Raw genomic sequence first — 25,111 nt, forward strand, 5'->3', positions numbered from 1 at the left:
CGGAGACCCCTGTACCGACGACCAACTGCTGCCACACCTCTTCCGCATCGGCTCCCCCGCCGATGATGGAGCCTACCGCCACTCGGCGGGCCGCGCGCGTGCGGGAGAGGGAGGCTTTCGGCACCTTTCGTGGCCCGGTCCGGACGACACGCCGCGACCTTCATGGCAGGTCCGGACCGCGGTCAGGGATGCTGGAGGGCGACATGGACGAAAACGGACAGGCCCACCGCACCCGCGGGCAGGAGGCGGGCGGGGCGCGACGAGCGCGCAAGGGGATCTTCGGCGCGCTGGCCACCGTGTGGCGGGTCATCGCACGCGTGTCCGTCAAGTCGTTCACCGAGGGGATCTTCGGCCGGTCCGCGCAGGCCGCGTTCTGGCAGACGTTGTCGCTGCCGCCGCTGCTCCTGGGGCTGCTCGGCTCCCTCGGCTACATCGGCGGGCTGTTCGGCCCCGACACCGTCGACCTGATCGAGTCGAAGATCGTCACCGCCGCCCACACCGCGTTCACCGACAACGTGGTCGACCAGATCATCCAGCCGACCATCGAGGACATCCTCGCCCGCGGCCGCGGCGCCATCGTGTCCGTGGGCTTCGTGTTGTCGCTGTGGGCCGGGTCGTCGGCCATCTCGTGTTTCGTCGACGCCATCGTCGAGGCGCACGGGCAGAAGGATGAGCGCCACCCCGTCTGGCAACGGGTGGTGGCGCTGATCCTCTACCTGTTCTTCCTGGTGCTCAGCGTGATCACGCTGCCCCTGGTGGCGCTGGGCCCCACCTACATCGCCCAGATCCTGCCGGACTCCTGGTATGGCTTCGGTTCGCGGCTGATCGACTTCGCGTACTTCCCGGCCGTCGGGGTGCTGCTGGTGGCGGGCCTGACCACCCTCTACAAGCTGGCCCTGCCCCGGTCGTTGCCCTGGCACCGGCTGCTCGCGGGAGCGGTGCTCGCCGGGGTGTTCTTCGTCCTCGCCAGCGCCGGGCTGCGCTTCTACCTGACGCTCGTCACCCAGACCGGGTACAGCTACGGCGCGCTGGCGACGCCGATCGCGTTCCTGCTGTTCACATTCTTCCTGGGGTTCGCGGTGGTGCTCGGGGCGCAGTTCAACGCCGTCATCCAGGAGTTCTGGCCTGCGCGCCGCACCCGCATCGATCAGCTCCGGGACTGGCTCAGCACGCAGTCCGACGCGCTGGACGGGCTCTCCGGGAGCACGGTGACCTCACCGCTGCGCCGCATCGCCACCGCGCCGCGGCGCACCACGGTCCAACGGCACCCCGCGGCGCGCCCGGGCGACGCCGCGCAACCGCCGCCGGGGCCGGCCCGCCCCTCCAGCGGCGGGACACGCACCGGCCCCCCGTCCGCGGGAGAGATCCGTCAGCTCCCGGACGGCAGGGTCTCGTAGACCTTCTTGCACTCCGGGCACACCGGCGAATTCGGCTTGGGCGACTTGGTCACGGAGAAGACCTCACCGCACAGCGCCACCACCTGGGTGCCCATGACGGCGCTCTCCGCGATCTTGTCCTTGCGCACATAGTGGAAGAACTTGGGGATGTCGTCGTCGGTGTGCTCATCCTCGACGACCTCGGGCTCCAGCAGGCCGGTCTGCCCGGCGGTTTGAGTACTCACGTACCCCATGATGCCGGAAAACGCGCCCCGAGTACCAGCCCCGGCCAGTGCGCCCGCCGCCGCGCAGTGGGAGCATGGGGGCATGGGACATGACGGCGGCGACGAGGATGCGGGACGCGGCGAGCAGTACCGCGGTGGATCGGGCTTCGACGGAACGGGGTCGGACCTGTCCTCCGCATCCTCGACCCGCAAGCCGCCCAGGATCACCGAGGCCCAGGAGTCGTTCGAGGCGCAGCAGCGCGTCCGCATACGCAAGTACGCGCTCCTCATGGGTTTCCGCATCCCCGCGCTGGTGATCGCGGTGATCGTCTACAGCACGTGGAACAACGTGTGGGCGGCGCTGATCATCGTCGCCATATCGATCCCGCTGCCGTGGATCGCGGTGCTGATCGCCAACGACGCGCCGCCCCGGCGCAAGGACAAGCTGCGGCGCTACGAACGCCCTGCACACGACCGGCAGCTGGAACCCCGCACGCATCACACAATCGAGGGCTGACGGCAGGCGGCCGCCTTCCGGGCGTCCCGGCCCCGGCCCGGCGGCGTCCTGAAACAATCCGTGCATGAGCATGCACCCGGACGGCGCCTCGCGCCTCGTCACACTCGCACCGCGGTTGCGGGAGGCGTTCCTGTCCCAGCGCTACGACGCCGACACCCTCATGGAGGTCCTCGGCGACGACGGGCATGACGCGCTCGGCCGTGGTGAGCCCGTTCCGGTGCGCCGCGCCGCCGCCGGCGCCGGCCTCACCGGCACCCTCATCCGCCTTCTGCTGACCGGCGACGACTGTCCGCGCAGCGAAGCCGCCGCGGCCCTGGCCCCCGTCGACGTCGACGAAGCCGTCGCCGCGGGCCTGCTGGAGGTCGCGGGCGACCGCGTCCGGGCCGCACTGGACGTGCGCCCCATGGACCTGGGCGCCGGGAACCGGTGGATGATCTCCGACCTCGACGGCAGCATGCGCCCGCGCGACACCGCCCCCGACCACGTCCTGGGCGTCGGCCACGCATCCCTGTCGCTGCTGCGCGCCACCCCCACCGCCCGCACCGGATCGGTGCTCGACGTGGGCACGGGCTGCGGCGTCCAGGCGGCGCACGCGGCCGGGTACGCGCGCAGTGTCACGGCCACCGACGTGAGCGCACGCGCACTCGAGTTCGCGGCGGCAGGGTGTGCGCTCAACGAGACGCCGGTCGAGTTCCTGCGCGGCCCCTGGTACGAGCCCGCAGCGGGGCGCACGTTCGACCGGATCGTCGCCAACCCGCCGTTCGTCGTGGGCCGCGGCACCGTGGACCACACCTACCGCGACTCCGGGCTTCCCCTCGACGGCGCGAGCGAGACCATGATCTCCGGGGCGCTCGCGCACCTGGCGCCCGGCGGAGTCGCCACGATGCTGGCGTCCTGGGTGCATCTGCGCGACGAGGACTGGCGTTCCCGCGTCGCAGGGTGGCTTCCCGACGACGGTCTCGAGGCGTGGGTGGTCCAACGCGATGTCGCCGACCCGGCGCTGTATGTGGGCACGTGGATGCGCGATGCCGGTCTGGACCCGCGCGACCCCGCGAACGCGGCGCTCGCGGACGACTGGCTGGAGCACTTCGCCCGCGCCGGCGTCGAGGGCGTCGGCTTCGGCTTCGTCTATCTGCAGCGCACCGACGCGCCGACGTCCGTGACGGCCGAGGACCTGCGGCACGGCTTCGACGATCCGCTGGGCGATGAGGCGCTGGACCAGCTCGCGCGCGCGGCCTGGCTCCGCAGCGCCGACGTGGCGGATGCGCGCTTCCGTTTCGACCCCGCGACCGCGCTCGAGCGCGTGCTGCTCCCCACCGCGTCCGCATCCGTCGCCGCCGCGGGGTCCGCAGACGCGCCGGAAGCGGACGAGGCGACCTGGCGCGAGGTGGTCACGCGTCTGCACCGCGGCGGCGGTCCGCGCTGGCAGCACGAGGTGGACGAGGCGTCGCTCCAACTGCTCACCGGTCTGGGCCGGGGCGAGCTGACCACGGCTCAGGTCGCCGGCCTGCTCGCCACCGCCCGGGGAGCCGACGCCGCCGCCCTGACGGCCGAGGCCACGGAGCTCGTCGTCGGTCTCATCCGGCACGGTTTGCTGAGGCCCGTCGCGGGGAACTCCTGAGAACGCGTCGCCACCCGGCGGCGGGGGCGCCGCGGACCGACCCTGAGAGCCCGCACGCACCTCCACATCGAACTCTCAGCAACTTCTCAGACAGAGTCACGCAAACATGCAGGTCAGATGGCATGACGCTGGGGAACGTCGGGAACTAAACCGTCGCTGTCGCGCGTTGAACGGTGTGAGACATCAACGAGGCAGGAGGCACCCCATGAGTAGCCCCGACACCGGCGTTTCCAAGACCCACCGCCCCCGCGCGATGAGCCGCGCAGACCTGGATGCGCAGAGCCCGTCGGCAGACCTTGTGCGCGTCTATCTCAACGGAATCGGCAAGACCGCGCTGCTCACCGCGGCCGAAGAGGTTGAGCTGGCCAAGTGCATCGAGACGGGCCTGTACGCGCGGCACCTGCTGGAGACCCGCCCGCGGCTCGGTGCGGCCAAGAAGCGCGACCTCGCGACCATCGTGCGTGAGGGCCAGGCGGCCCGCCAGCACCTGCTGGAGGCCAACCTGCGGCTGGTCGTGTCGCTCGCCAAGCGCTACACGGGCCGGGGAATGCCGTTGCTGGACCTGATCCAGGAGGGCAACCTGGGCTTGATCCGCGCGATGGAGAAGTTCGACTACGCCAAGGGCTTCAAGTTCTCCACCTACGCCACCTGGTGGATCCGGCAGGCCATCACCCGCGGCATGGCGGACCAGGGCCGCACCATCCGTCTACCCGTCCATCTGGTCGAGCAGGTGAACAAGCTCGCCCGCATCAAGCGTGAACTGCACCAGCAGCTGGGACGCGAGGCGACCGACGACGAGCTCGCCGCGGAGTCCGGCATCCCCAAGGAGAAGATCTCCGACCTGCTGGACCACAGCCGCGACCCGGTGAGCCTGGACATGCCGGTCGGCACCGACGAGGAGGCGCCGCTGGGCGACTTCATCGAGGACTCCGACGCCACCGACGCGGAGACCTCCGTCATCGCCAACCTCCTGCACTCGGATGTCCGCTCGGTGCTCGCCACCTTGGACGACCGTGAACAGCAGGTCATCCGCCTGCGCTTCGGCCTCGACGACGGCCAGCCGCGCACGCTGGATCAGATCGGCAAGTCCTTCGGGCTCTCACGCGAGCGCGTCCGTCAGATCGAGCGCGAGGTCATGGGCAAGCTGCGCCAGGGCGACCGCGCGGAGCGCCTGCGCGCCTACGCCGTGTGACGCAACCCCACCCCGTGTGACGCAGCGGGGCCGTGCCGGCGCGGCCCCGCTGGGCCCGGACCGGTCACGGTCCGGGCCTCCCTCAAGCGTCGGGGCGCATGGTTCCCGCCCCGATTCCGCGCGGTTCCCCTGGCCGCGTAGCCCGCCCCCTCGGCCTCCCTTCCGAGGGGGCGGGCGCATGTCCGCCCCCTGCCCCGCCGCCGGCGCGGTTCAGCGCAGGCGACGCGGGCCCAGATCCACGGACCGCGGCTCGTGGCCGATGCGCACCTGGGTCTCCAGGACGGCGACGCCGTCCGCGGAGGCCAGGATGGGCTCGCACACCAGCTCGCGCACTTCGGGGATGTCGTCGATCAACGCCGACACCCGATGGACCATGTCCACCAAGGCCCCCTTGTCCACCGGCACCCCGAAGCCGAAGCCATGCAGCAGCGGCGCCCCCTTGGGCGCGTCGATGAGCTCGACGGCCTCGTCCTCGGTGACCGGCAGGACGCGGTAGGCGCGGTCGCCGAGCAGCGTCGAGATGACGCCGGCGAGCCCGAACGAGATGACCGAGCCGAACGACGGGTCGTCCTGCACGGAGATCACGCAATTGATCCCCTTCGGCGCCATCTTCTGCACCTGGACCACGTCGCTGCCCGACAGCGCCGACACGTCCGCATAGGCGCTGCCGACCGCCTCGGCCGACGAGAGGTCCAGGCGCACCCCCATCAGGTCCGGCCGGCGCCGCCAGTCCGCGGCGCGCGCCTTGAGCGCCACCGGGTAGCCGATATTCGCCGCCGCCTCCCGCGCGGACGGCTCGTCCGCCACCTCCACATACGGCACCACGTCGATCCCGTAGCACGCCAGCAGCGCGGTGGACTCGCTGTCGGACAGCAGGCGCTGCCCCCGCTCGGCGAGCCAGCCGTGCACCAAGGCCCGCGCGCGCTCGGTGTCGATGCCGTCCGGCCGTGCCATCGTGGACACGGGCACGTCCAGCCACCGCGCATACCGCCAGGCACGAGCCAGCGACGTGGCCGCCCGCTCCGGGCCCGGGTAGGACGGGACGGAGCCGCGCCCGGGGTTGCCGTCGCCGTCGTGCACCGCGAGCATGTCCGGGATGCCCTCCTCGGCGAGGAACGTCGTCACTATCGGCTTCCCCGACTGCTGCGCGGCGTCGCGCAGCGCGGCCGCGTAGGGTTCCGGCGCCACCGCGATGGGCGGCACGAACACGGCCATGACCGAGTCGACCCACTCCGAACGGACGGCGGCGATCACCGCCTCGGCGAACTCCTCGGGCGTCGCGCGGGCGCCGAGGTCCACCGGGTCCCCGGCCTCGAGCCCCTCGCTGCGGACGGCGTCGGCGGCCAGGACGCCCAACGCCGTCGAGTTGCCGACGATCGCCACCCGCGGTCCGCTCGGCAGCGGCTGATAGGCCAGCACCTGCGCGCAGTCGAAAAGCTGCGCGATGGAATCGACGTGGATCACGCCCGACTGCTCGAACAGCGCGCGCACCGTCGCATCGTCGATCTCCACCCCGGTGGCCGCCAGCGCCGGGGGGACCGCGTGCCGCCCGCTCTTGACCGCGACCACCGGCTTGCCGCGCGCCACCCGGCGGGCGATCCGCGAGAACTTGCGCGGGTTGCCGAAGCTCTCCAGATACAGCAGCACCACGTCGGTGTCCGGGTCGGTGTCCCAGTACTGCAAGACGTCGTTGCCGGAGACGTCGCCGCGGTTGCCGGCCGAGACGAACGTGGACAGTCCGAGACGCCTTTTGGCCGCGCCGTCGAGGATCTGGATGCCCAGCGCGCCCGACTGGCAGAAGAAGCCGATCCGCCCGCGCCCCGGCAGAACGGGCGCCAGCGTCGAGTTGAGACCCACCGCGGTGTCCGTGTTGGCCACGCCCAGGGCGTTGGGGCCCACCACGCGCATCCCGTGCGCGCGGGCGGCCCGCACCAGGCGGCGTTCCTGCTCCTGGCCGTCCGGCCCGGTCTCGCTGAAACCGGCCGAGACCACCACCAGCGCCTTGACCTCCTTGGCCAGGCAGTCCTCGATCACCGCGTCCATGGCCTCAGCGGGGACGGCCACCACGGCGAGGTCGAGATCGTCCGGGACGTCGCGCACCGACGTGTAGGCGCGCACGCCCTGCACCGAGCGGTGCTCCGCATTCACGGGGAACACCGGGCCGGTGAACCCTGCGCCCAGCAGGTTGCGCAGCACCGCGTGGCCCACCTTGGACGGGTCCGTGGAGGCGCCGATCACCGCTATCGACCGCGGCGTGAGCACGTTGCGGACGCTGCGCGCCTCCGCCGCGCGCTCGCGCGCGTTGCGCACCGACAGCAGCGCCTCTGTGGGGTCGATGTCGAACTCCAGGTGCACCACGCCGCCGTCGTAGCTGCGGCTGACCTGGTATCCGGCCTCGCGGAACACCGACACCATGTGCCGGTTCTCGGCGAGCACCTCGGCGACGAACCGTTCGAGCCCGTTCTCGGCCGCGGCGCCCGCGAGATGCTCGAGCAGCACCGGTCCCAGCCCGCGGCCCTGGTGGTTGTCGGCCACCACGAAGGCGACCTCCGCGGACCTGCCGTCGTCGACGTTGTCGAGGCCCTCGTAGCTGCCGACGGCGATGATCTTGTCGCCGAGTTCCATGACCATCCCCACCCTGCGCACGTAGTCGAGGTGGGTGAAGTGCCGGACGTCGCGCGTCGACATGGTCGGGTACGGCCCGAAGTAGCGCAGGTACCGGGTGCGCTCGGACAGCGTGGAGTGGAACTCGACCAGCTTGTCACCGTCGTCGGGCGTGATGGGGCGCATGCGCACGGCGCGGCCGTCCGACGCGAGGACGTCGGCCACCCAGTGCTCGGGATAGTGGTAGACCTTTTCTCCCTCGGCGGGAAGGTCGGCGCCTGCGGGTGCGGGGTTCTCAGTCTCGTGGGTCATCCGGGTCCAGTCCGAGTAGGGGGAATACGTTGTCGCGGGTGTCGGCGATGGCCGCGTCGATACGCGCCAGGTCGCGCTCCGCCTTGTCGATCTGCGTGACCGCGCTCAGGGGCAGCGGGTCCGATCTGCCGTTCCACGGCTCGAAGTCCACGTCGCCGCCGTCGCCCATCGTCTCCGGCGCCTCCGCGCTGAGCATGAGCTCAGGCGACGCCGACGCGGCCACCGCCCGGGCGGCCTCGCGCCATCGTTCCGGCGTCGGAGTGTCCACGGGGACGTCCACGTCGAGCACGGTGGCCAGCAGGTGTGTCCACGACCGCGGCACGACCCGGGTGACGCCGTACCCGCCGCCCCCGGTGGACAGCCAGCGGCCCTCGCAGAGCTCGTCCGCCAGGTCACGGATCGCGCGGAACGCCGCGCGATGCCCGTCGACGGTGAGGTTGAGGTCGGCCAGCGGGTCCTCCCGGTGGCTGTCCACGCCGCACTGGCTGACGATGATCTGCGGACGGAACGCGCGCAGCGCGCCCGGCACCACCGCGTGGAATGCCCGCAGCCACAACGCGTCCGCGGTGCCCGGGAGCACCGCCAGATTCACCGCCGAACCCTCCGCGTCGCCGAAGCCCGTCTCCGCGGGCCAGCCGGTGTTCGGCCACAGCGTCGCCGGATGCTGGTGGATCGACACGGTGAGCACGCGCGGATCCCCGATGAACGCGCGCTGCACGCCGTCACCGTGGTGGACGTCCACGTCGACGTACCCGACGCGGTCGAAGCCGTTGTCCAGCAGCCAGGCGATGGCTATCGCGCAGTCGTTGTAGACGCAGAACCCCGCGGCGTGGTCGGACATCGCGTGGTGCATGCCGCCGCCGATGTTGACGGCCCGGCGCGCCGAGCCGGACGCGATGGCCCGGGCCGCGGCGAGGGACCCGCCCGCGAGGATGGCGCTGGCCTCGTGCATGTGCTCGAACACCGGGTTGTCGTCCGTGCCCAGGCCGTGCTCGACCCGGCCGTGCGGATTGCGCACCGCCGCGATGTACGCGGGCGTGTGCACGCGCAGCAGCTCGCCGTCCGAGGGCTGGGCGGGGCTGACAGTCTCCACCCCGTCGAGCACGCCGAGATCCGTGGCCAGGCGCATGGTCAGGTCCAGGCGTGCGGGATTCATCGGGTGCGTGTCGCTGAGCCGGTAGGACAGGTACTCGTCGGACCAGATGACCGCCGGATCCCCCGGTGCACGCCGCCCGCCCGGCGGCCCGTGGCCGTGGCTTCCGCGCGTCGCGCCGGCCACGCCCGGCTCCGTATGAGGTGACATGCACCTGACGCTACTGCCCGCCGCCGCCCGGTGTGCGCTGCTCGCTCCATCGCCCCCGCTGCCGCGCGGATCCCCGGGCCGCAGCGCGGCCGCCGTCCGGCTCGGATCCCCCGGACCGATCGTCCACATTGGTCTCTCCGGCCGCAGTGGGCGACGATAGACTGGCGAGGACGTGAGGGACAACCTAGTGAAGGATCCGACAGAGTGAAAGATCTGGTGGACACCACCGAGATGTATCTCCGCACCGTCTACGAGTTGGAGGAGGAGGGGGTCGTCCCTCTCCGGGCCCGCATCGCGGAACGCCTCGAGCAGTCCGGTCCCACCGTCAGCCAGACTGTGGCGCGCATGGAGCGCGACGGGCTGATCCGCGTCGGCGCCGACCGCCGCCTCGAACTCACCGATGAGGGCCGGGAGATCGCCGTGTCCGTCATGCGCAAGCACCGGCTGGCCGAGCGGCTGCTGGTCGACGTGATCGGGCTGGACTGGGAGGAGGTGCACGCGGAGGCGTGCCGCTGGGAGCACGTGATGAGCGAGGACGTCGAGCGGCGCCTGATCTCGGTGCTCGGCCGGCCGACCACGTCGCCGTACGGCAACCCCATTCCCGGGCTGCACCAGCTGGGTATCGAGCAGGCGGGCATGGCCACCACCCCCGGGCTGACGCGGCTGAGCGAGCTGCCGCAGGGCGAGTCCACCGCGGTGGTGATCCGCCGGCTGGCGGAGCACGTGCAGGTGGACACGGAGACGCTGGGCGCCTTGCGCGACGTCGGCGTGGTGCCCAACGCGCGCGTCACCGTCCTCGTGGACGGCGACGGCGTGTACATCACCGCCGTCGGCCACGAGTCGTTCCACCTGCCCGATGACCTCGCGCATGCCGTCCAGGTGGAGACGATCGCATGACCGACGGCGGAAACCCGGCACCGATGCGCCTGCTCGTCACCGGCGGTGCCGGGTACGTGGGCAGCGCTTGCGCCACCCTGCTGCTGGAGCGCGGGCATCAGGTGACGGTCCTCGACGACCTGTCCACCGGCAACCGTGACGCCGTCCCCGACGGCGCCGACTTCGTCGAGGGGGACGCGGGCACCGATTCCGCGCGCGTGCTGGCCGCGATGGCGGCGGACGGCCGCGGACCCGCCGACGGGGTGCTGCACTTCGCGGCGATGTCCCTCGTCGGCGAGTCCGTGCAGGATCCGGCGCAGTACTGGCGGCGCAACGTGGTCACCACCCTCGCCCTGCTGGACGCGATGCGCGCCGCCGGGGTGCCGCGCCTGGTGTTCTCGTCGACGGCCGCCACCTACGGCGAACCGCAACAGGTGCCCATCGCCGAGGACGCGCCCACGGCACCGACCAATCCCTACGGCGCCACCAAGCTGGCGATCGACCACGCGATCACCTCGTATGCCACCGCGTACGGGCTGGCCGCGGTGAGCCTGCGGTACTTCAACGTGGCCGGGGCGTACGGCTCCGCGGGCGAGAATCGCGCGGTGGAGACGCACCTGATCCCGCTCGTGCTGCAGACCGCCCTGGGCCACCGCGAGTCGATCTCGGTGTTCGGCCGCGACTGGCCCACCGAGGACGGCACTGCGGTCCGCGACTACATCCACGTCCTCGACCTCGCCGAGGCACATGCGCTGGCCCTCGACCAGGCCTCCCCCGGCGGCCACGCCGTCTACAACCTGGGCAGCGGCTCCGGCTTCTCCGTCCAGCAGGTGATCGACGCCTGCGGGCGCGTGACCGGCCGCGGGATCCCCGTCGTCGACGCCCCCCGGCGCGCGGGCGACCCGGCGGTGCTGATCGCGTCGAGCCGCAAGGCGATCGACGAGCTCGGCTGGCGCCCCTCGCGCACGGGCCTCGACGAAATCGTCGCCGACGCGTGGCGCTACCTGCAGGATCTGGGACCGCGCGCCCGTTCCGCTCCGGAGCGTTAACCTCCGGCGGCCTCACGACGCCGTGCTTGCGGCGGCCCCGTCCTCGCCGCCGCAGGCACGCGCCGGCGGCGAGGACGGCAGCCACGGCACGACCAGCCCCTCCGCCGCGCTCGACTCCACGGCGTACTCGGCGAGCTCACGGATCCGTTCCGGATGCAGGGCCAGCGACAGCGCCTCGTCGAGCAGCCCCGCGAGTCCGTGTCCGGGGCATACCTGCAGGGCGGCGTCGACCGCCACCCCGGCCTCGGTGCCGTCGCCGGCCGCGTAGGCGGTGAACGCGAGCAGGGCGGCCGACTCCGCACGCAGCACGCCCTCCAGACGCCGGGCGAGCATTCCCCACAATCTCCGGGCGGCCACCGCCTTGCCGCCCACCGCCAGCCCCATCGCGGCATCGCGGACCTCGGCGTTCCCGAGCGCCAGCGCCGCCCGCGCCGACTCCCCCACCGACGGCTCGTCGCCGGTATCGACCTGCGCGACGGCGGCCAGCACGTCGTCGAACTCCGCCGCCACCGCCTCGGCGCCGCCGGTGCGCCGGCGTGTGAGGACCCCGCCGGCAATGCGGCCCAGCTCGTCGACGAGGGCCTCCCGCAATTCGAGCGGATCCGGTGACAGTACCGCCTCGATCTCCGCGCGCGAGCCGTGGATGGTGCGCCCGTGGAACACGTGCGTGGCGGTCAGATCGGAGGCGTGCGGGTCCGGCACAGTCCCGCAGCGCTCGCCGTCCGGAAGCTCCGACCACGGCGCGCCGTCGGCGACGGCCGAGGCGACCACGGCGCCCACCACCTCGATCGGCGCGGCGCCGAACCGCATCAGCAACTGCTGCACCAGCCAGTCGTGGCAGGCCTCCGGAACCGCGGGCCCCTCCCAGGCCCCGTCGACGATGACTGCGAGCACGTCGAACGTCTCCTCACGGCGCATGCACCGCAGCCGCTGAGCGAGGTCGTCCACCGCCTCCGGATGCGCCAGCAGCACGGGAAGGTCCTGACGGAGCGCGGCCACCACCTGCCGGCCGGATCCGCCGCCGAGCAGCACGAGGACGAGGGAGTCCTCCGGGACGAAGCCCAGCAGCCCGGGCAGCGCGGCGATGAGGTCGCCGGGGCCTCCGAGCCCGATGCGGTCAGGTTGCGGGGGCGTTCCGTCGCCGTGGCGCTGCGGGGTGTCTGATCTCCATGTGGTCATGCGAACCACCGTGCGCCACCGCACGCCGGCCCCGAACCGTTCCGCCGGACCGTCGCCTGCGGTTATGCAGGAACCTGTGGACAACGGGGCCTGTGCACAACCGCGTGCGGGAGGCCGATCAATCCGCCCGCACGGAGTCGATGGCCTCCGCCAGCAGGTCCGAGAGGTCCTCGGCCGCCGGCGGCCGGCCGTGCTGGTTCATTCCGACCACGAAGATCCGGACATCGTCGACCTGCGCCGCCAGCGTGGTCGACCGCTGTTCGATGGACGGCTCGCCCGCGCCGGAACGCACTTTCTGCTCGTAGGCCACCACGTGGTGATCCGCCACGTCCGGGACGTCGAGGAGGGAACGCGTGATCTTCGACTCCGCGCCGAAGCGGTTGGACTGCACCTTCGTGCAGCCGTCGATGCGTGATTCGAACTCGGTGAGGTCCGTGGGCACGCGTTCGAGCTGCACGGCGATCGTCGTGTTGTCGGCCGCATTGGTCGAGGTGATGACGGCCAGGTCGTCGGGCCCCGGGGGCTGCGAGCCGGGCGCGCACTGCACCGGCCGGGTCCGCGCCCCGCGCTGCTCACCGGACAGGTCCTCCGACGCCGACACCGCGTTGTGATGCGACAGGACCGCAGCGCTGTCGGCGAATCCGGCGGGGAATGCCGCGGGCTGCGGAAGGAGCCTGTCGAGCGCGCCGGGTTGCGCGCCCGGCACCGAGGTGGTCGCCTGCGGCGGCGCTGACGGAGCGGTCGTGGACGGCGTCGCGGGCGCGGTCGTGGTGCCGGGTGCCGCTGCGGTGGGCGGCGCCGGGTGCGCGTCCCCGCCGCCGCCCGCCGCCGGGTACGCCTGGCCGGCGACCGTCGAGCTGCACCCGCCGGCCAGCAACGCCGCCGCGCAGCACAACGCGGCGACGCCGCCGGCAGCGCGGGCCGGGCGTCCCGGACGGCCCGGCCCGCGCCGAATGCCATCGACGACAAAACTTCTCACGCGCTCCTCCGGCCATTCGCGGTTCGCGGTACACATTCCTCACCCCAACCATAGGCACAAGCCGTGCCCGTATCCGGCAGGACATACCCGCACCGCCCCGACCGCACGCCCGCCACCGTCGGACGGGACGGACCTCTACTATGGGGCGCGGGGGCCGGGCCGGTGGACAGCCGGCCGCCGACCGGCGCCGCGGCAGCCTTCCGCGCCCGCCACCTGACACACCCGGAGCCGCACCGGCGCCGGTTGCGGACGCGGAGAGCGCACCGCGTCGAGGAAGGGGATGAACGTGGATCAGGATTCCGGCATGTTCGAGTTGGAGTTCCCGTTGCCGGATGTCACGACGCCCGACGGCAGCGGGCCGGTCCTGCTGCACGCGCTCGAAGGCTTCACCGACGCCGGGCACGCGGTCCGCATCGCCACCGCGCATCTGCTGGACACGCTCGAGTCCGAGCCCGTCGCCACCTTCGACATCGACGCGCTGCTCGACTACCGCTCGCGCCGTCCCGTGATGACCTTCCGGGACAACCGGTTCACCGACTACGCCACGCCGCGCCTCGACCTGCACCGGGTGCTGGACGCGAACGGCGTGCCGTTCCTGCTGCTCTCCGGGTTGGAGCCCGACCTCAAGTGGGACCGCTTCACCGGCGCGGTGTGCGCACTGATCGACGAGCTGGGCGTGGAGCGCACAATCGGCCTCAGCGCGATCCCGATGGCCGTTCCGCACACCCGTCCCACCGGCGTCACCTCCCACTCCGGCAACAGCGAGATCCGCGGCGACTACCACAAGTGGGACGGTGAGATGTCGATCCCCGGCAGCGTCGCCGGGCTGCTCGAGCTGCGCCTGACGGAACTCGAACACCCCACCCTGGGGTTCGCCGTGCATGTGCCGCACTATCTGGCCCAGTCGGACTATCCGGGCTCTGCCGAGAAGCTCCTCGAGTGCGTCATGGAGAACACGGATCTGCAGTTGCCGCTGACAGAGCTGGGCACCGCCGCCGCGCGCGTGCGCGAGCAGATCGACGGGCAGGTGCAGGGCAACGAGGAAGTGGCCGGCGTGGTCAAGGCACTCGAGAACCAGTACGACGCCTACGTCACCGCCGAGGAACGCCGGTCGTCGCTGCTCGCCGAGGAGGGCGACCTTCCCAGCGGCGAAGAGCTGGGCGCCGAGTTCGAGCGTTTCCTGGCCGAACAGTTCGGCGGCAAGTCCGGCGATAATCCCGGGCAACCGTTCGACTCCGGGTCCGGCCGCAGCGGAGGCGAGGCACCGGGCTCCGGGGCCGCCGAGGACGGAACCACAGGTGAGAGTTCCGGTGACGAGGATCCGGACGGCTCCAGGGGCGACTCCGGCGACGGCGACGACCGCCCCCGGACCTGACCCGCGGGCCCCGGCCCCACCCCGGGCCGCGGCGCACCGGTCACCGCATAGGCTGGACGGATGCTGCTCAGCGACCGGATCCCCGTAGACCCCCTCGACGAGGACGCACTCTACGAGCGGTTCTCCCTGTGGGCGGAGGAGTCCGGCATCGCGCTGTATCCGGCGCAGGACGAGGCCGTCATGGAGCTCGTGTCCGGCGCCAACGTGGTCCTGGCGACGCCGACGGGCTCCGGCAAGTCGCTCGTCGCCGTCGCCGCCCATTTCATCGCGCTCGCCCAGGGCCGCCGGACCTACTACACCGCCCCCATCAAGGCGCTCGTGTCGGAGAAGTTCTTCGCCCTGTGCGAGGTCTTCGGCGCCGACAACGTGGGCATGATGACCGGCGACGCCGCCGTCAACGCGGACGCCCCCATCATCTGCGCCACCGCGGAGATCGTGGCCAACCTCGCGTTGCGCGGCGGGGCGGAATCCGACATCGGCCAGGTGGTGATGGACGAGTTCCACTACTACGCCGAACCCGACCGCGGCTGGGCGTGGCAGGTGCCCCTGCTCGAGCTGCCCCGCGCGCAGTTCCTGCTGATGTCCGCCACACTCGGCGACGTCACCGCACTGCGCGAGGACCTCACCCGCCGCACCGGCCGCACCACCGCGCTCGTCGCCGGTGCGGAACGCCCGGTGCCGCTGTCGTTCTCCTACGCGATGACGCCCGTGCACGAGACCATCGAGGAGCTCGTGGCGAACGACCTGTGCCCGGCCTATGTCGTGCACTTCACGCAGGCGGCGGCGCTCGAGCGCGCACAGTCGCTCACCAGCATCAAGCTGGCCGCGAAGGACCGGAAGGCCGAGATCACCGAGGCGCTGGCCGGGTTCCGCTTCAGCACCGCGTTCGGGCGCACGCTGCGGCGCCTGCTGCAGCACGGCATCGGCGTGCACCACGCGGGCATGCTGCCCAAGTACCGCCGGCTCGTCGAACGGCTCGCACAGGAAGGGCTGCTGACCGTCATCTGCGGCACCGACACCCTCGGCGTCGGCATCAACGTGCCCATCCGCACGGTTCTGTTCACCGGGCTGACCAAGTACGACGGCGTGCGCACCCGGCACCTCAAGGCGCGCGAGTTCCACCAGATCGCCGGGCGCGCGGGCCGCGCCGGATACGACACCGCGGGCACCGTGGTGGTGCAGGCGCCCGACCACGATATCGAGAACGCCCGGCTGCTGGCGAAGGCCGGCGACGACCCGAAGAAGCGCCGCAAGGTGCACCGCAAGAAGCCCCCGGAGGGTTTCGTCTCATGGAGCGAGCAGACCTTCGACAAGCTCGTGGCCGCGGATCCGGAGCCGCTGGTCTCCCGCTTCTCCGTCACCAATGCGATGCTGCTCAACGTGATCGCGCGGCCGGGGAACTGCTTCGACGCCATGCGCACGCTGCTGGAGGACAACCACGAGCCCCGCGTCCGCCAGCGCAAACACATCCTGCAGGCCATCCGGCTCTACCGGAGCCTGCTGCACGCGGGGGTCGTGGAACGCCTGGACACGCCCGACGAGGACGGGCGCATGGCCCGGCTCACCGTGGACCTGCAGGCCAACTTCGCGCTCAACCAGCCGCTGTCGCCGTTCGCCCTCGCCGCATTCGAGCTGCTCGACCCCGAGGCGGCCACCTACGCCGCCGACGTCATCTCGGTGGTGGAGGCGACGCTCGACGACCCGCGTCAGGTGCTGCGGGCGCAGCAGCACACCGCCCGCGGCGAGGCCGTGGCGGAGATGAAGGCGGAGGGCATCGAGTACGAGGAGCGCATGGAGCTGCTGGAGGAGGTCACCTGGCCCAAGCCGCTCGAGGACCTGCTGGCGCCCGCCTACGAGACCTACCGGGAGACGCACCCGTGGCTCAGCGAGTTCGCGCTGTCACCCAAATCGGTGGTGCGCGACATGATCGAGAACGCCATGACGTTCTCCGACCTGATCTCCCGCTACGGCCTCTCCCGTTCCGAAGGCACCGTGCTGCGCTACCTCGCCGACGCCTACCGGGCGCTGCGCCAGACGGTCCCCGTGGAGATGCGCAGCGACGAGCTCGACGACATCATCGAATGGCTCGGCGAGCTGATCCGCCAGGTCGATTCCAGCCTTCTCGACGAGTGGGAGGAGCTGGTGGACCCCTCCGCCGCATCCCAGGAGGCGGCGGAGAAGGCCTTCCACGGCGAGACCACGCGGTCGATCACCGCCAACCCCCGCGCGTTCCGGATCATGCTGCGCAACGCCATGTTCCAGCTGGTCCAGACGATCGCGCGCCGGGACTGGGCGGCGCTGGAGCAGTGGGAGTTCGACCCCACGGCCGACGAATGGGCCGAGGCGTTCGCCCCGTTCTTCGCCGAATACGGCGAGATGCTCACCGGCCCCGAGGCGCGCGGGCCGCAGATGTTCAACGCCACCGAGACCACGAACGAGGACGGCGAGCCCACCTGGCGCCTGCGGCAGACGCTCGACGACCCCGACGGAGACCACGGCTGGGCCCTGATCGCCGAGGTGGACCTGGACGCCTCCGAGGACGCCGGCGAGGTGGTGCTGGACACGCTGTCCGTCATCGCAGGGTGAGCGGACGGGCGCGGGTCGCTACTCGGCGTCGCGCCGGCGGCTGATCCGCCGGTTCTCGGCGCGCACGCCCGCCTGCACCTCGCGCTCCGCGCGCAGCCACTCGGGCCTGTCGGCGAGCAGCGCGTCGATCTGCTCGGTGGTGAGCACCTCGTCGACCCCCGCACGGGCCAGGCCCGCGATCGACACGCCCAGCTTCTCCGCGACCACCGGCCGCGGGTGCGGCCCCTGCGCACGCAGATCGGTGAGCCACTGCGGCGGGTTCTGCAGCAGCGCAGCCATTTCCTCACGCGAGACCGTGCCCTCCCGGAACTCGTCGGGCGTGGCTGGAAGGTGGATGCCGAGTTTCTTCGCGGCAGTCGACGGCTTGAGCATCTGGGGTTTCTTGCGCGCGGTCATACCGCAGAGCTTATCCGCCCGCTTCGATCCCGCCCGGGCGCCCGGCCCGGATATCCTCGCCCCATGGCCGACATCGTCGTGGGGATCCTCGCCCTGATCGTGGGCGCCGTGTTCTGCTTCCGCGGGCTCGCCGCCATGCGCGTGGTCATCGCGCTGTGGGGCGCGTTCGCCGGCTTCGCGCTGGGGGCCGGCGTGGTGGCCTCCGCCACCGGCGAGGAGTTCCTCGACACCGGGTGGGGGTGGGCGGTCGGCATCGCCGTGGGGATCGTGTTCCTGCTGCTCGCCTACCTCTACTACGCCGTCGCCGTGATCATCACGATGGCCGCCGTCGGATTCGCGATCGGCGCCGCGGCCATGGTCGCCGCGGGCGCGGAGTGGAATTGGGTCGTGATCCTCATAGGCGTCCTGCTGGGCCTGCTGCTCGCCGCGGTGGCGCTGGCGGTGAGCCTTCCGGCCATCCTTCTCGTGGTGGTCAGCGTGCTCAGCGGCGCGGTGACCATCGTCGGCGGCGTGTTGCTTCTCACCGGCACGCTCGACACCGCCGACTTCCACCAGGCCGCCATCACCGCCGCCATCGACGACGACTGGTGGTGGTTCGTGCTGTACGCGGCGCTGGTCGTGCTCGGTGGGATCGCCCAGGCGCGCGCCTTCAGCCGCTCCCCCGCCACGCGCGAGCAGTGGCGGTCCCGCCGCCCGTGACGGGCGGCGGGGACGCCGTCAATCCCGGAACACCGGCGCCCGGCCCTCTTTGCGCGCCGCCGTGGCCTCCTCGAAGTTCCCGGTGAGCAGGCGGATCAGCAGCTGGCCCAGCCCCTCCTGGTTCATGTGCCGGCCCAGGCTCCCGGCGTCCATGCCCGACCACAACGTGCGCTTGGTCAGCTCGATGCCCGGCCGCGAGAACCCGGCGATCGCCTCCCCCATCGCGAAGCACGTCTCGAGAAGGTCGCCGGGCGGAGTGAGACGCGAGACCAGACCGATCCGCTCGGCCTCCTCGGCGCCCACGTCGCGGCCGGTGAGCATGATCTCCGACGCGCGCGAGGTGCCGATCGCGCGCGGCAGCAGATAGCTCAGGCCGAGCTCGCTGGCGGTGAGCCCGTTGTTGATGCCCGCCGCGCGGAAGTACGCCTCCGTGGAGGCGACGCGGATGTCGGTGGCGAGCGACAGGCACAGTCCGCCGCCGATCGCGGCGCCGTTGATCGCCGAGATCACCGGCTGATGCATCGACCGCAACGTGTTCACCACCTGGTCGAGGATCTCCATGGACCGCAGCGCGATGGTGGCCCGCGTCAGTCCCTCGGTGTGCGGGATGCGGCCCGCGGACTGCTGGTCGGCGCCCGAGCAGAACCCCGTGCCGGCCCCGGTGAGCACCACCGCGCGCACCGAGTTGTCGTTGCTGATGCGTTCGAGCTCCTCCCGCAGCGGGACCATGACATCGAACGCCATCGCGTTCATGCGTTCCGGGCGATTGAGGGTGACGAGGGCGATCTCCGGGCGCGGGCGATCGACGAGGACGAATTCCATTCCCCGACACTACGAAAACGGGGCGCGGATGCGGGTGGTTTCGGCGGCCGGGGATGGCCCCGTCGCGCCCGAAGTCCGAACGCGACGCGGCGGTACGCTGGCCTGGTGCACGACGACACCTCGAGCCCGAGCGGCGGCGCCGCAGACGATGGATCGCTGGAGACGGGCGCCCCTGGCGGCAGCACGCCCGACTCCCCCGCCGGGCCGCGGTTCCGCCTCGCGTTCGTCCCCGGCGCCACCCCGGGCAAGTGGGCACGCGTGTGGGAGGCGCGCTTTCCCGACGTGCCCCTGGACCTGGCCCCCGCCGACACCGGCCCCGCAGTGCAGTCCGTCCGCGCCGGGGAGGCCGACGCCGCGTTGGTGCGCCTGCCCATCGACCGCGAGGGGCTGCACGTGATCCCCCTCTACACCGAGGCCACGGTGGTGGTGATGCCGAAGGATCACGTGCTGACGCTCGACGAGTCGCTCACCCCCGATGACCTCGCCGACGAGATCGTCCATCATCCGCTCGACGACGTGCTCGACTGGAACTCTCCGCCCGGGATCCCGTCGTATCAGCGCCCCGAGACCACACAGGACGCACTCGACCTGGTGCTGGCCGGTGTCGGCCTGGTGGCGCTCCCCCAGTCGCTCGCTCGTCTGCTCCACCGGAAGGGCCTCGTGCACCGCCCGCTCGAGGAGGACGCGAACCCAGTGCCGGACCTCGTGAGCGGCCCCGGAGACGCCGGCGGGGCGCCCGGCGACGATCGCGGACGTATTGCGCACTCCCCGGTGGCCCTTGTGTGGCGCGAGGACCGCTCGACGGAGTTGATGGACGAGTTCATCGGGATCGTCCGCGGACGCACCGCCAACAGTTCACGCGGCACCGGCGGCCGTGCCCAGCGTGCCCGCGACGACACCGGCGGCAAGGGCTCCACCGGCGGCACGGGCTCCGCCGGCCGTAAAAAGACCGGCGGCGGCAAGGCGGCCGCGGGCGGTGCCAAATCCGGAGGCGGAAAGCGGGCCACCGGCCCGCGGCGGGGCAGGCCGGCGGGGCGGCCGAAACGCGGTCGCCCGCGGGGACGCCGCTGAGCGGGATTCCGTCAGTCCACGCTGTGCGCCCGGCCCGCGGGCGTGCAGGAAGCCAATTCGGTTGCCAGAGAGCGGAAGTCGTCGTGTCTGCCGGTCGATTTCCGGTACACGAGCCCGACGGTGCGGCCCGGCGCCGGATGTGCGAACCGGGCCGTCGCCAGGCCGCCGCGCGTCGTCTCCGCCGACACCGCCGACTCCGGCACCAACGTGACTCCGAGCCCGCCCGCGACGCACTGCACGACGGTGGCGAGCGACGTGGCGCGGGTATCACCCAGCGCGGGTGTGGCGCCCACGAGCCGGCACAGGTCCAGCGTCTGATCACGCAGGCAGTGCCCCTCGTCGAGCAACAGCAGCGGCAGGTCGTCGAGCACGTCGGCGGACAGATCGTCCCGGCCCGCCAGCGGATGGTCCCGGGGAACGACGAGCACGAAGTCCTCGTCGAACAGCGGGATCTCCACCAGACCTGCGGCGCCGGACGGGAGGGCGATCACCGCGACGTCCAATCCGCCGCCCCGCAAGGCGTCGAGAAGCCGCTCGGTCTGGTCCTCCACCAGGTGCGGGTGCAGGTCCGGGTAGGCGGCACCGAGCGCGGGCAGCGCCGCGGGCAAGACGTACGGCGCCACCGTGGGGATCATCCCGATGCGCAGGCCGCCCACCATGCCGCTGCCGATCCCCGCGGCGGCGGTCACGAACCCGTCCACCGCCTCCAGCGCGGCGAGCGCCTTGCCGAGGAGCTCACGGCCCGCGTCGGTGACGAGGACTCTACGGGTGCTTCGTTCCATGAGCACAACGCCGAGACCCGCCTCCAGGGACGCGAGCGCCTGCGACAGAGTGGGCTGACTCACGCCCAGACGCTGTGCCGCTGTGCTGAAGTGGCGGTACTCGGCCACCGCGACGAACGCCCGTAGCTGGGCCACCGTGGGGCGATAGGATTCATCGATCACGCCAATGAGTGTACATGCACCTAGAGGCTTTACCTTTTCGCATTTCTGATGCATAGTGGTGAAGGGAGTTCGGAGCAGGTCGGACGACCAGGAAAGTCTGCGACGTGTTGTGCACGTCGCGGCGGACCCCGTCCTCCGATCCCGAACCTTCGCCCGGCGCACCCACGTCGGCACCGACGCGGCGGACACCCCGCCGCACCACAACGACAAAGGAGTTATCCCAGTGGCTCTCCTCACCATCGGCGACCAGTTCCCCTCCTACAGCCTCACCGCGCTCATCGGTGGCGATCTGTCCCAGGTCGACGCGCAGCAGCCCGAGGACTACTTCTCCACCGTCACCAGCGACGATCACGCCGGCAAGTGGCGCGTGGTCTTCTTCTGGCCCAAGGACTTCACCTTCGTGTGCCCCACCGAGATCGCCGCCTTCGGCAAGCTCAACGACGAGTTCGCCGACCGCGACGCGCAGGTTTTGGGCGCCTCGGTGGACAACGAGTTCGTTCACTTCCAGTGGCGTGCACAGCACGACGACCTCAAGACCCTCCCCTTCCCCATGCTCTCGGACCTCAAGCGCGAGCTGGTCGAGGCCACGGGCGTGCTCAACGCCGACGGCGTCGCGGACCGGGCGACCTTCATCGTCGACCCCAACAACGAGATCCAGTTCGTCTCCGTGACGGCCGGCTCGGTGGGCCGCAACGTCGACGAGGTTCTGCGCGTCCTCGACGCCCTGCAGTCCGACGAGCTGTGCGCCTGCAACTGGAAGAAGGGCGACCCGACCATCGACGCCGGCGAGCTGGTCAAGGAAGCGCTCTGAGCATGAGCATCGACAACCTGAAGAACTCACTGCCCGAGTACGCCAAGGACCTCAAGCTCAACCTGAGTTCCCTGTCACGTTCCACGGAGCTCACCGAGCAGCAGCTGTGGGGCACCATGCTCGCCACTGCGGCGGCGAGCAAGTCGGCCACCGTGTTCTCCGAGATCTCCGACGAGGCGCGCGGGCACCTCTCGGACACCGCGTTCGACGCGGCCCTCGGCGCCGCCACCATCATGGGCATGAACAACGTGGCCTACCGTGCCAAGTCGTTCCTCGGGAACGACTACACGCAGGTGAAGATGGGGCTGCGGATGAACATCATCGGCAACCCCGGCGTGGAGAAGGCCGACTTCGAGCTGTGGTCGCTCGCGGTCTCCACCATCAACGGCTGCCACGACTGCACTGCCGCGCACGACGCCACCGTCCGCAAGGAGGGGCTCACCAAGGAGCAGGTCTGGGAGGCCGTCAAGGTCGCCGCGACCATGGCGGGCGTCGCCCAGGCCATCGAGATCGAGGCGGCCAAGTAGCGCCTGCCGCGCGGCGCCGCCACCAGGCGTCGCGCACGGCGCCGACGGCCCCGCACCTCACGAGGGTGCGGGGCCGTCGGCGTCTCCGCGTCCGCCGCGACGTGTACGCGCCTCGTCGTCCGCGTCGGCCGGATCGACGGAGGTGACCCGCACCGCGATCTCCTCGCCCAGCTCCACGCCGGGCACCAACGGCAGCCTGTCCCCGCTCCAGAACCTCCCCGGGTCGTACCAGCCCGCGTCCCGCGCGCCGCGCAGCAGACCCATCTGCTCATAGGTGTGCGCGACGACCTGCGCGCAGTAGGCGCTCTCCCAGGTCGCGCTCTGCGAGTCCCCGCCGCTGCCGCGGAAAGGCCGGCGCGGCACGCGGCCGCGGAACCAACGCGAGGCCAACCGGGCCGTCGACGGGAACGGCGTGCCGTCGAGCCGTGCGATGGTGCGCAGCAGCGCATCCTCCTGCGTATCCGTCACGTCCACGCTGATCTGCCGGAGCCACGCGCGCTGCCCGTAGCGGTGCGCCCACACCCGGACGGCGTCCCGCAGGTCGTGCAATTGGACTCCGCGGTGGCGCGTGCCGGTCCACATGTCCGGGAGCGACCTGCCCATCTCGGCGTGCCACAGCAGCGGCGGAAGATCTTCGAGCACCACCGCCATGCCGACGTGATTGACCGGGCTGTTGGTGAGCGCGCGGATCGCTTTGTCCGCGCCGGAGGCGCCGCGGAAGATCCAGATGTCGCCGGTGCGGGCGGCCCCGGCGGCGTCCTCGACGGAGATGCCGTTCTCGTGCAGTGCCATTCCGCGATCCTGCCACGGCTCCGGGCCACCGGCGGCGTGGCGACCGGAAAACCTGCGGCCCCACGACCTGCGGTCCGGTTAACCTACGCATGCGGCAACGGCATCGGATTCGGATTCGGATTCGGCTTCGGCTTCGGCTTCGGCTTCGGCTTCATCGTCGACGGCCATCGACGGCCGGCGAGCACCACAGGAGGGCGGCAATGCGCAAGGGCACTGTGTGGAAGGCGCTAGGGCTGGCGGGCGCGGCCGGCGTCGTGGCGTCGGGCGTGCTGGTCGTCCGATCGGAACGGTCCCGGCGCGCCTACTCCCCCGACGAGATCCGCGAGCGCCTCCATCAACGGCACGCGCGTGCGGCGGCTTCGGAGACGGCCGCGGTGCCGCTTGTCGCCGAAAGGCGCCGGCCCCTGACCGCGGCGCGCCGGGCCCTGACCGCCCTGCGCCGGCGGCGCCGCTGACCAACGGCGACCTGCCGCGCTCCCCCGGTGATCACGAGTCCCCGGTGACCACGCGCACGGGGGGACCTTGTGCGGGGCGCCCGATTCCTCCGGCGGCTCCTCGCCCGCCGCGGCCACGGCCTGCCATATCGCCTCGGCGCCGAGCTCCTCCGGCTGCTGTGCGACGTCCGCGTTGATCGTCCCGCCTTCCACCGCGGCCAGCCCCTGCGGTGTGCCGTCGAATCCGACCACCTTCACGTCAGTCCCGGCACGCCCGCCCAGGGCCTTGACGGCGCCCAGCGCCATCTCGTCGTTCGCCGCGAACACGCCCCGGACATCCGGGTGCGCCTGCAGCAGGTTGGACATCACGTTGAGCGCCTTCGTCCGGTCGAAGTCCGCGGGCTGGCGCGCCACCACCTGGATCTGCGGGAACTTCGCGATCTCGGAGTCGAAGCCCTCGCTTCGTTCACGCGCGGCCGACGTGCCCGGCGTGCCCTCGAGCACCACCACCGGGCCCGACCCGACCACCCGTGCCAGCTGCTGCGCGGCCAGACGTCCGCCCTCGACGTTGTCCGAGGCGACGGTGGTGACCACGACCCCTCCGCTCGGAGCCCGGTCCAGCGCGATCACCGGGATGCCGGCGGCGCTGGCGGCGCTGACGGAAGGCACGACGGCGTCGGAGTCGACCGGGTTGACGATGATGACGTCGCTGCTACGGGCGATCGCATTCTGCACGTCGTTGGCCTGCCGGGTGGCGTCCGAGCCCGCATCGGTCACCGACAGCTCCACGCCCTGGGCCGCCGCCTCCCGCTGCGCGCCGTCCCGCACCCCGACGAAGAACGGGTTGTTGAGCGTGGACAGGGACATCGCGATCCGCACCTGGCCGCCCGCGCCCGAGCCCTGCCTGGCCACGGCTCCCCAGATCGCGCCGATCAGCACCAGCACCAGCACGATCGCGCCGCCGCGGCGGACCGCCTTGGTCCGCAGAATACCGCCGCGCGCGCCCGACCGACGGCGGCGGCGCAACGTGTCGAACAGCACCGCCAGAGCGATCACCGCGCCGATCACGAACTGCTGCCAGAACGCCGAGACCTCCAGCAGGTTCAGGCCGTTGCGGAGCACAGCGAGGATCAGCGCGCCGACCAGGGTGCCGATGGCCGTGCCCGCCCCGCCGACCAGGCTGGCGCCGCCGATGACCACGGCGGCGATCGCGTCGAGTTCGTAGCCGGTACCGGCCTCCGGCTGGGCGGACGCCAGCCTGGCCGCCAGCAGGATGCCGGCGACCGCGGCGAACAGCCCGGACAGCGCGTAGATGAGCAGCTGCTGGCGCGACACGCGGATGCCCGCCAGCCGCGGATCCGGTCCAGCGTCCCGCGCCCCGGGTCTGCGGGCGGAGCGGGGTCGTTCGGGTTCTCCGGCACC

General features: G+C 71.8%; 22 protein-coding genes and 1 pseudogene. 12 read left to right on the top strand and 11 right to left on the bottom strand.

The features are described 5' to 3' along the window. The first annotated feature begins 203 nt into the window (after positions 1-203). Positions 204-1,397 (top strand): YihY/virulence factor BrkB family protein, encoded by a 1,194-nt coding sequence (locus FO059_RS10080; RefSeq protein WP_143908465.1) that lies wholly within the window; start codon positions 204-206, stop codon positions 1,395-1,397. On the opposite strand, the gene FO059_RS10085 is transcribed toward FO059_RS10080, so the two are convergent. Next, a complete protein-coding gene (locus FO059_RS10085) occupies positions 1,370-1,621 on the bottom strand; it encodes a DUF3039 domain-containing protein (RefSeq protein WP_372497893.1) in 252 nt (83 codons plus the stop codon). The two genes, FO059_RS10080 and FO059_RS10085, sit on opposite strands and share 28 nt — an antisense overlap. Positions 1,622-1,703: 82 nt before the next feature. Between FO059_RS10085 and FO059_RS10090 the strand changes: the two genes are divergently transcribed. The 3 genes from FO059_RS10090 (at position 1,704) to FO059_RS10100 (ending at position 4,930) form a co-directional block, all read left to right on the top strand. Continuing rightward, on the top strand, positions 1,704-2,117 hold the full coding sequence (locus tag FO059_RS10090) for a DUF3099 domain-containing protein (RefSeq protein WP_143908469.1): 414 nt from the start codon (positions 1,704-1,706) through the stop codon (positions 2,115-2,117). A 64-nt stretch (positions 2,118-2,181) separates the two neighbouring features. Further along, on the top strand, positions 2,182-3,738 hold the full coding sequence (locus FO059_RS10095) for a DUF7782 domain-containing protein (protein ID WP_372497892.1): 1,557 nt from the start codon (positions 2,182-2,184) through the stop codon (positions 3,736-3,738). 205 nt (positions 3,739-3,943) lie between these two features. After that, positions 3,944-4,930 carry a sigma-70 family RNA polymerase sigma factor gene (locus FO059_RS10100; protein ID WP_143908471.1) on the top strand — a complete coding sequence of 329 codons (987 nt, stop codon included), beginning with the start codon at positions 3,944-3,946 and terminating at the stop codon, positions 4,928-4,930. A 210-nt stretch (positions 4,931-5,140) separates the two neighbouring features. Here FO059_RS10100 and FO059_RS10105 read toward each other — a convergent pair whose 3' ends face one another. Both FO059_RS10105 and FO059_RS10110 read right to left on the bottom strand, forming a co-directional pair. Then, positions 5,141-7,846, bottom strand: coding sequence for a bifunctional acetate--CoA ligase family protein/GNAT family N-acetyltransferase (locus FO059_RS10105; RefSeq protein WP_143908473.1), 2,706 nt, complete (start codon positions 7,844-7,846; stop codon positions 5,141-5,143). Continuing rightward, complete coding sequence (locus tag FO059_RS10110; protein ID WP_143908475.1) at positions 7,830-9,149, bottom strand: acetoin utilization protein AcuC; 1,320 nt, start codon at positions 9,147-9,149, stop codon at positions 7,830-7,832. Before FO059_RS10110 ends, FO059_RS10105 begins: the two co-directional genes overlap by 17 nt. Positions 9,150-9,353: 204 nt before the next feature. Here FO059_RS10110 and FO059_RS10115 point away from each other — a divergent pair, with 204 nt between their 5' ends. After that, positions 9,354-10,046, top strand: coding sequence for a metal-dependent transcriptional regulator (locus tag FO059_RS10115; RefSeq protein ID WP_143908477.1), 693 nt, complete (start codon positions 9,354-9,356; stop codon positions 10,044-10,046). Positions 10,047-10,069: 23 nt separating this feature from the next. Continuing rightward, entirely contained in the window at positions 10,070-11,074 is a 1,005-nt protein-coding gene (galE, locus tag FO059_RS10120; RefSeq protein WP_143910636.1) for a UDP-glucose 4-epimerase GalE, read from the top strand. Positions 11,075-11,086: 12 nt separating this feature from the next. On the opposite strand, the gene FO059_RS10125 is transcribed toward galE, so the two are convergent. Together FO059_RS10125 and FO059_RS10130 are read right to left on the bottom strand one after the other, a co-directional pair. Further along, entirely contained in the window at positions 11,087-12,253 is a 1,167-nt protein-coding gene (locus FO059_RS10125; RefSeq protein ID WP_143908479.1) for a DUF4192 domain-containing protein, read from the bottom strand. Between the two features lie 118 nt (positions 12,254-12,371). Further along, positions 12,372-13,232: a hypothetical protein gene (locus FO059_RS10130; protein WP_143908481.1), complete on the bottom strand. Its 861-nt coding sequence runs from the start codon at positions 13,230-13,232 to the stop codon at positions 12,372-12,374. A gap of 286 nt (positions 13,233-13,518) precedes the next feature. On the opposite strand from FO059_RS10130, the gene FO059_RS10135 reads away from it, so the two are divergent. Further along, complete coding sequence (locus tag FO059_RS10135; RefSeq protein ID WP_143910637.1) at positions 13,519-14,607, top strand: proteasome assembly chaperone family protein; 1,089 nt, start codon at positions 13,519-13,521, stop codon at positions 14,605-14,607. A 60-nt stretch (positions 14,608-14,667) separates the two neighbouring features. Beyond that, on the top strand, positions 14,668-17,193 hold the full coding sequence (locus FO059_RS10140) for a DEAD/DEAH box helicase (RefSeq protein WP_143908483.1): 2,526 nt from the start codon (positions 14,668-14,670) through the stop codon (positions 17,191-17,193). A gap of 18 nt (positions 17,194-17,211) precedes the next feature. On the opposite strand, the gene FO059_RS10145 is transcribed toward FO059_RS10140, so the two are convergent. Further along, the gene (locus FO059_RS10145) at positions 17,212-17,589 is read right to left on the bottom strand and encodes a DUF5997 family protein (protein ID WP_143908485.1); all 378 of its coding nucleotides are present in this window, start codon (positions 17,587-17,589) and stop codon (positions 17,212-17,214) included. Positions 17,590-17,652: 63 nt separating this feature from the next. Here FO059_RS10145 and FO059_RS10150 point away from each other — a divergent pair, with 63 nt between their 5' ends. Next, the gene (locus FO059_RS10150) at positions 17,653-18,288 is read left to right on the top strand and encodes a DUF4203 domain-containing protein (protein WP_143908488.1); all 636 of its coding nucleotides are present in this window, start codon (positions 17,653-17,655) and stop codon (positions 18,286-18,288) included. Positions 18,289-18,306: 18 nt separating this feature from the next. Here FO059_RS10150 and FO059_RS10155 read toward each other — a convergent pair whose 3' ends face one another. Beyond that, positions 18,307-19,110 carry an enoyl-CoA hydratase gene (locus tag FO059_RS10155; protein WP_143908491.1) on the bottom strand — a complete coding sequence of 268 codons (804 nt, stop codon included), beginning with the start codon at positions 19,108-19,110 and terminating at the stop codon, positions 18,307-18,309. A gap of 105 nt (positions 19,111-19,215) precedes the next feature. Between FO059_RS10155 and FO059_RS10160 the strand changes: the two genes are divergently transcribed. Then, entirely contained in the window at positions 19,216-20,181 is a 966-nt protein-coding gene (locus tag FO059_RS10160; RefSeq protein WP_308339565.1) for a LysR family substrate-binding domain-containing protein, read from the top strand. Between the two features lie 11 nt (positions 20,182-20,192). Here the strand turns inward: FO059_RS10160 and FO059_RS10165 are convergent, their stop codons facing one another. Further along, positions 20,193-21,179 (bottom strand): hydrogen peroxide-inducible genes activator, encoded by a 987-nt coding sequence (locus FO059_RS10165; RefSeq protein WP_282451427.1) that lies wholly within the window; start codon positions 21,177-21,179, stop codon positions 20,193-20,195. A gap of 169 nt (positions 21,180-21,348) precedes the next feature. Here FO059_RS10165 and FO059_RS10170 point away from each other — a divergent pair, with 169 nt between their 5' ends. Together FO059_RS10170 and FO059_RS10175 are read left to right on the top strand one after the other, a co-directional pair. Continuing rightward, positions 21,349-21,936 carry a peroxiredoxin gene (locus FO059_RS10170; protein ID WP_143908495.1) on the top strand — a complete coding sequence of 196 codons (588 nt, stop codon included), beginning with the start codon at positions 21,349-21,351 and terminating at the stop codon, positions 21,934-21,936. A 2-nt stretch (positions 21,937-21,938) separates the two neighbouring features. Continuing rightward, positions 21,939-22,463, top strand: coding sequence for a carboxymuconolactone decarboxylase family protein (locus FO059_RS10175; RefSeq protein WP_143908496.1), 525 nt, complete (start codon positions 21,939-21,941; stop codon positions 22,461-22,463). A gap of 57 nt (positions 22,464-22,520) precedes the next feature. On the opposite strand, the gene FO059_RS10180 is transcribed toward FO059_RS10175, so the two are convergent. From FO059_RS10180 to FO059_RS18760, 3 genes and pseudogenes are all read right to left on the bottom strand, one after another. Next, positions 22,521-23,255 (bottom strand): hypothetical protein, encoded by a 735-nt coding sequence (locus FO059_RS10180; protein ID WP_233266946.1) that lies wholly within the window; start codon positions 23,253-23,255, stop codon positions 22,521-22,523. Positions 23,256-23,482: 227 nt separating this feature from the next. Beyond that, positions 23,483-24,556: a substrate-binding domain-containing protein gene (locus FO059_RS18755; protein WP_233266960.1), complete on the bottom strand. Its 1,074-nt coding sequence runs from the start codon at positions 24,554-24,556 to the stop codon at positions 23,483-23,485. 147 nt (positions 24,557-24,703) lie between these two features. After that, positions 24,704-25,042 (bottom strand): annotated as a pseudogene (locus FO059_RS18760) (ABC transporter permease); the annotation flags it as partial. Positions 25,043-25,111: the final 69 nt, after the last annotated feature.

It is taken from the genome of Tomitella fengzijianii (assembly GCF_007559025.1).
Lineage (GTDB): Bacteria > Actinomycetota > Actinomycetes > Mycobacteriales > Mycobacteriaceae > Tomitella > Tomitella fengzijianii.

Excerpts from the sequence above, each read along its gene's own strand:
- FO059_RS10080 (WP_143908465.1), top strand. The coding sequence starts at position 204 with ATGGACGAAAACGGACAGGCCCACCGCACCCGCGGGCAGGAGGCGGGC.
- FO059_RS10090 (WP_143908469.1), top strand. The coding sequence starts at position 1,704 with ATGGGACATGACGGCGGCGACGAGGATGCGGGACGCGGCGAGCAGTAC.
- FO059_RS10095 (WP_372497892.1), top strand. The coding sequence starts at position 2,182 with ATGAGCATGCACCCGGACGGCGCCTCGCGCCTCGTCACACTCGCACCG.
- FO059_RS10100 (WP_143908471.1), top strand. The coding sequence starts at position 3,944 with ATGAGTAGCCCCGACACCGGCGTTTCCAAGACCCACCGCCCCCGCGCG.
- FO059_RS10105 (WP_143908473.1), bottom strand. The coding sequence starts at position 7,846 with ATGACCCACGAGACTGAGAACCCCGCACCCGCAGGCGCCGACCTTCCC.
- FO059_RS10110 (WP_143908475.1), bottom strand. The coding sequence starts at position 9,149 with ATGTCACCTCATACGGAGCCGGGCGTGGCCGGCGCGACGCGCGGAAGC.
- galE (WP_143910636.1), top strand. The coding sequence starts at position 10,070 with ATGCGCCTGCTCGTCACCGGCGGTGCCGGGTACGTGGGCAGCGCTTGC.
- FO059_RS10125 (WP_143908479.1), bottom strand. The coding sequence starts at position 12,253 with ATGACCACATGGAGATCAGACACCCCGCAGCGCCACGGCGACGGAACG.
- FO059_RS10140 (WP_143908483.1), top strand. The coding sequence starts at position 14,668 with ATGCTGCTCAGCGACCGGATCCCCGTAGACCCCCTCGACGAGGACGCA.
- FO059_RS10145 (WP_143908485.1), bottom strand. The coding sequence starts at position 17,589 with ATGACCGCGCGCAAGAAACCCCAGATGCTCAAGCCGTCGACTGCCGCG.
- FO059_RS10150 (WP_143908488.1), top strand. The coding sequence starts at position 17,653 with ATGGCCGACATCGTCGTGGGGATCCTCGCCCTGATCGTGGGCGCCGTG.
- FO059_RS10155 (WP_143908491.1), bottom strand. The coding sequence starts at position 19,110 with ATGGAATTCGTCCTCGTCGATCGCCCGCGCCCGGAGATCGCCCTCGTC.
- FO059_RS10165 (WP_282451427.1), bottom strand. The coding sequence starts at position 21,179 with ATGCATCAGAAATGCGAAAAGGTAAAGCCTCTAGGTGCATGTACACTC.
- FO059_RS10175 (WP_143908496.1), top strand. The coding sequence starts at position 21,939 with ATGAGCATCGACAACCTGAAGAACTCACTGCCCGAGTACGCCAAGGAC.
- FO059_RS10180 (WP_233266946.1), bottom strand. The coding sequence starts at position 23,255 with ATGGCACTGCACGAGAACGGCATCTCCGTCGAGGACGCCGCCGGGGCC.
- FO059_RS18755 (WP_233266960.1), bottom strand. The coding sequence starts at position 24,556 with ATGTCCCTGTCCACGCTCAACAACCCGTTCTTCGTCGGGGTGCGGGAC.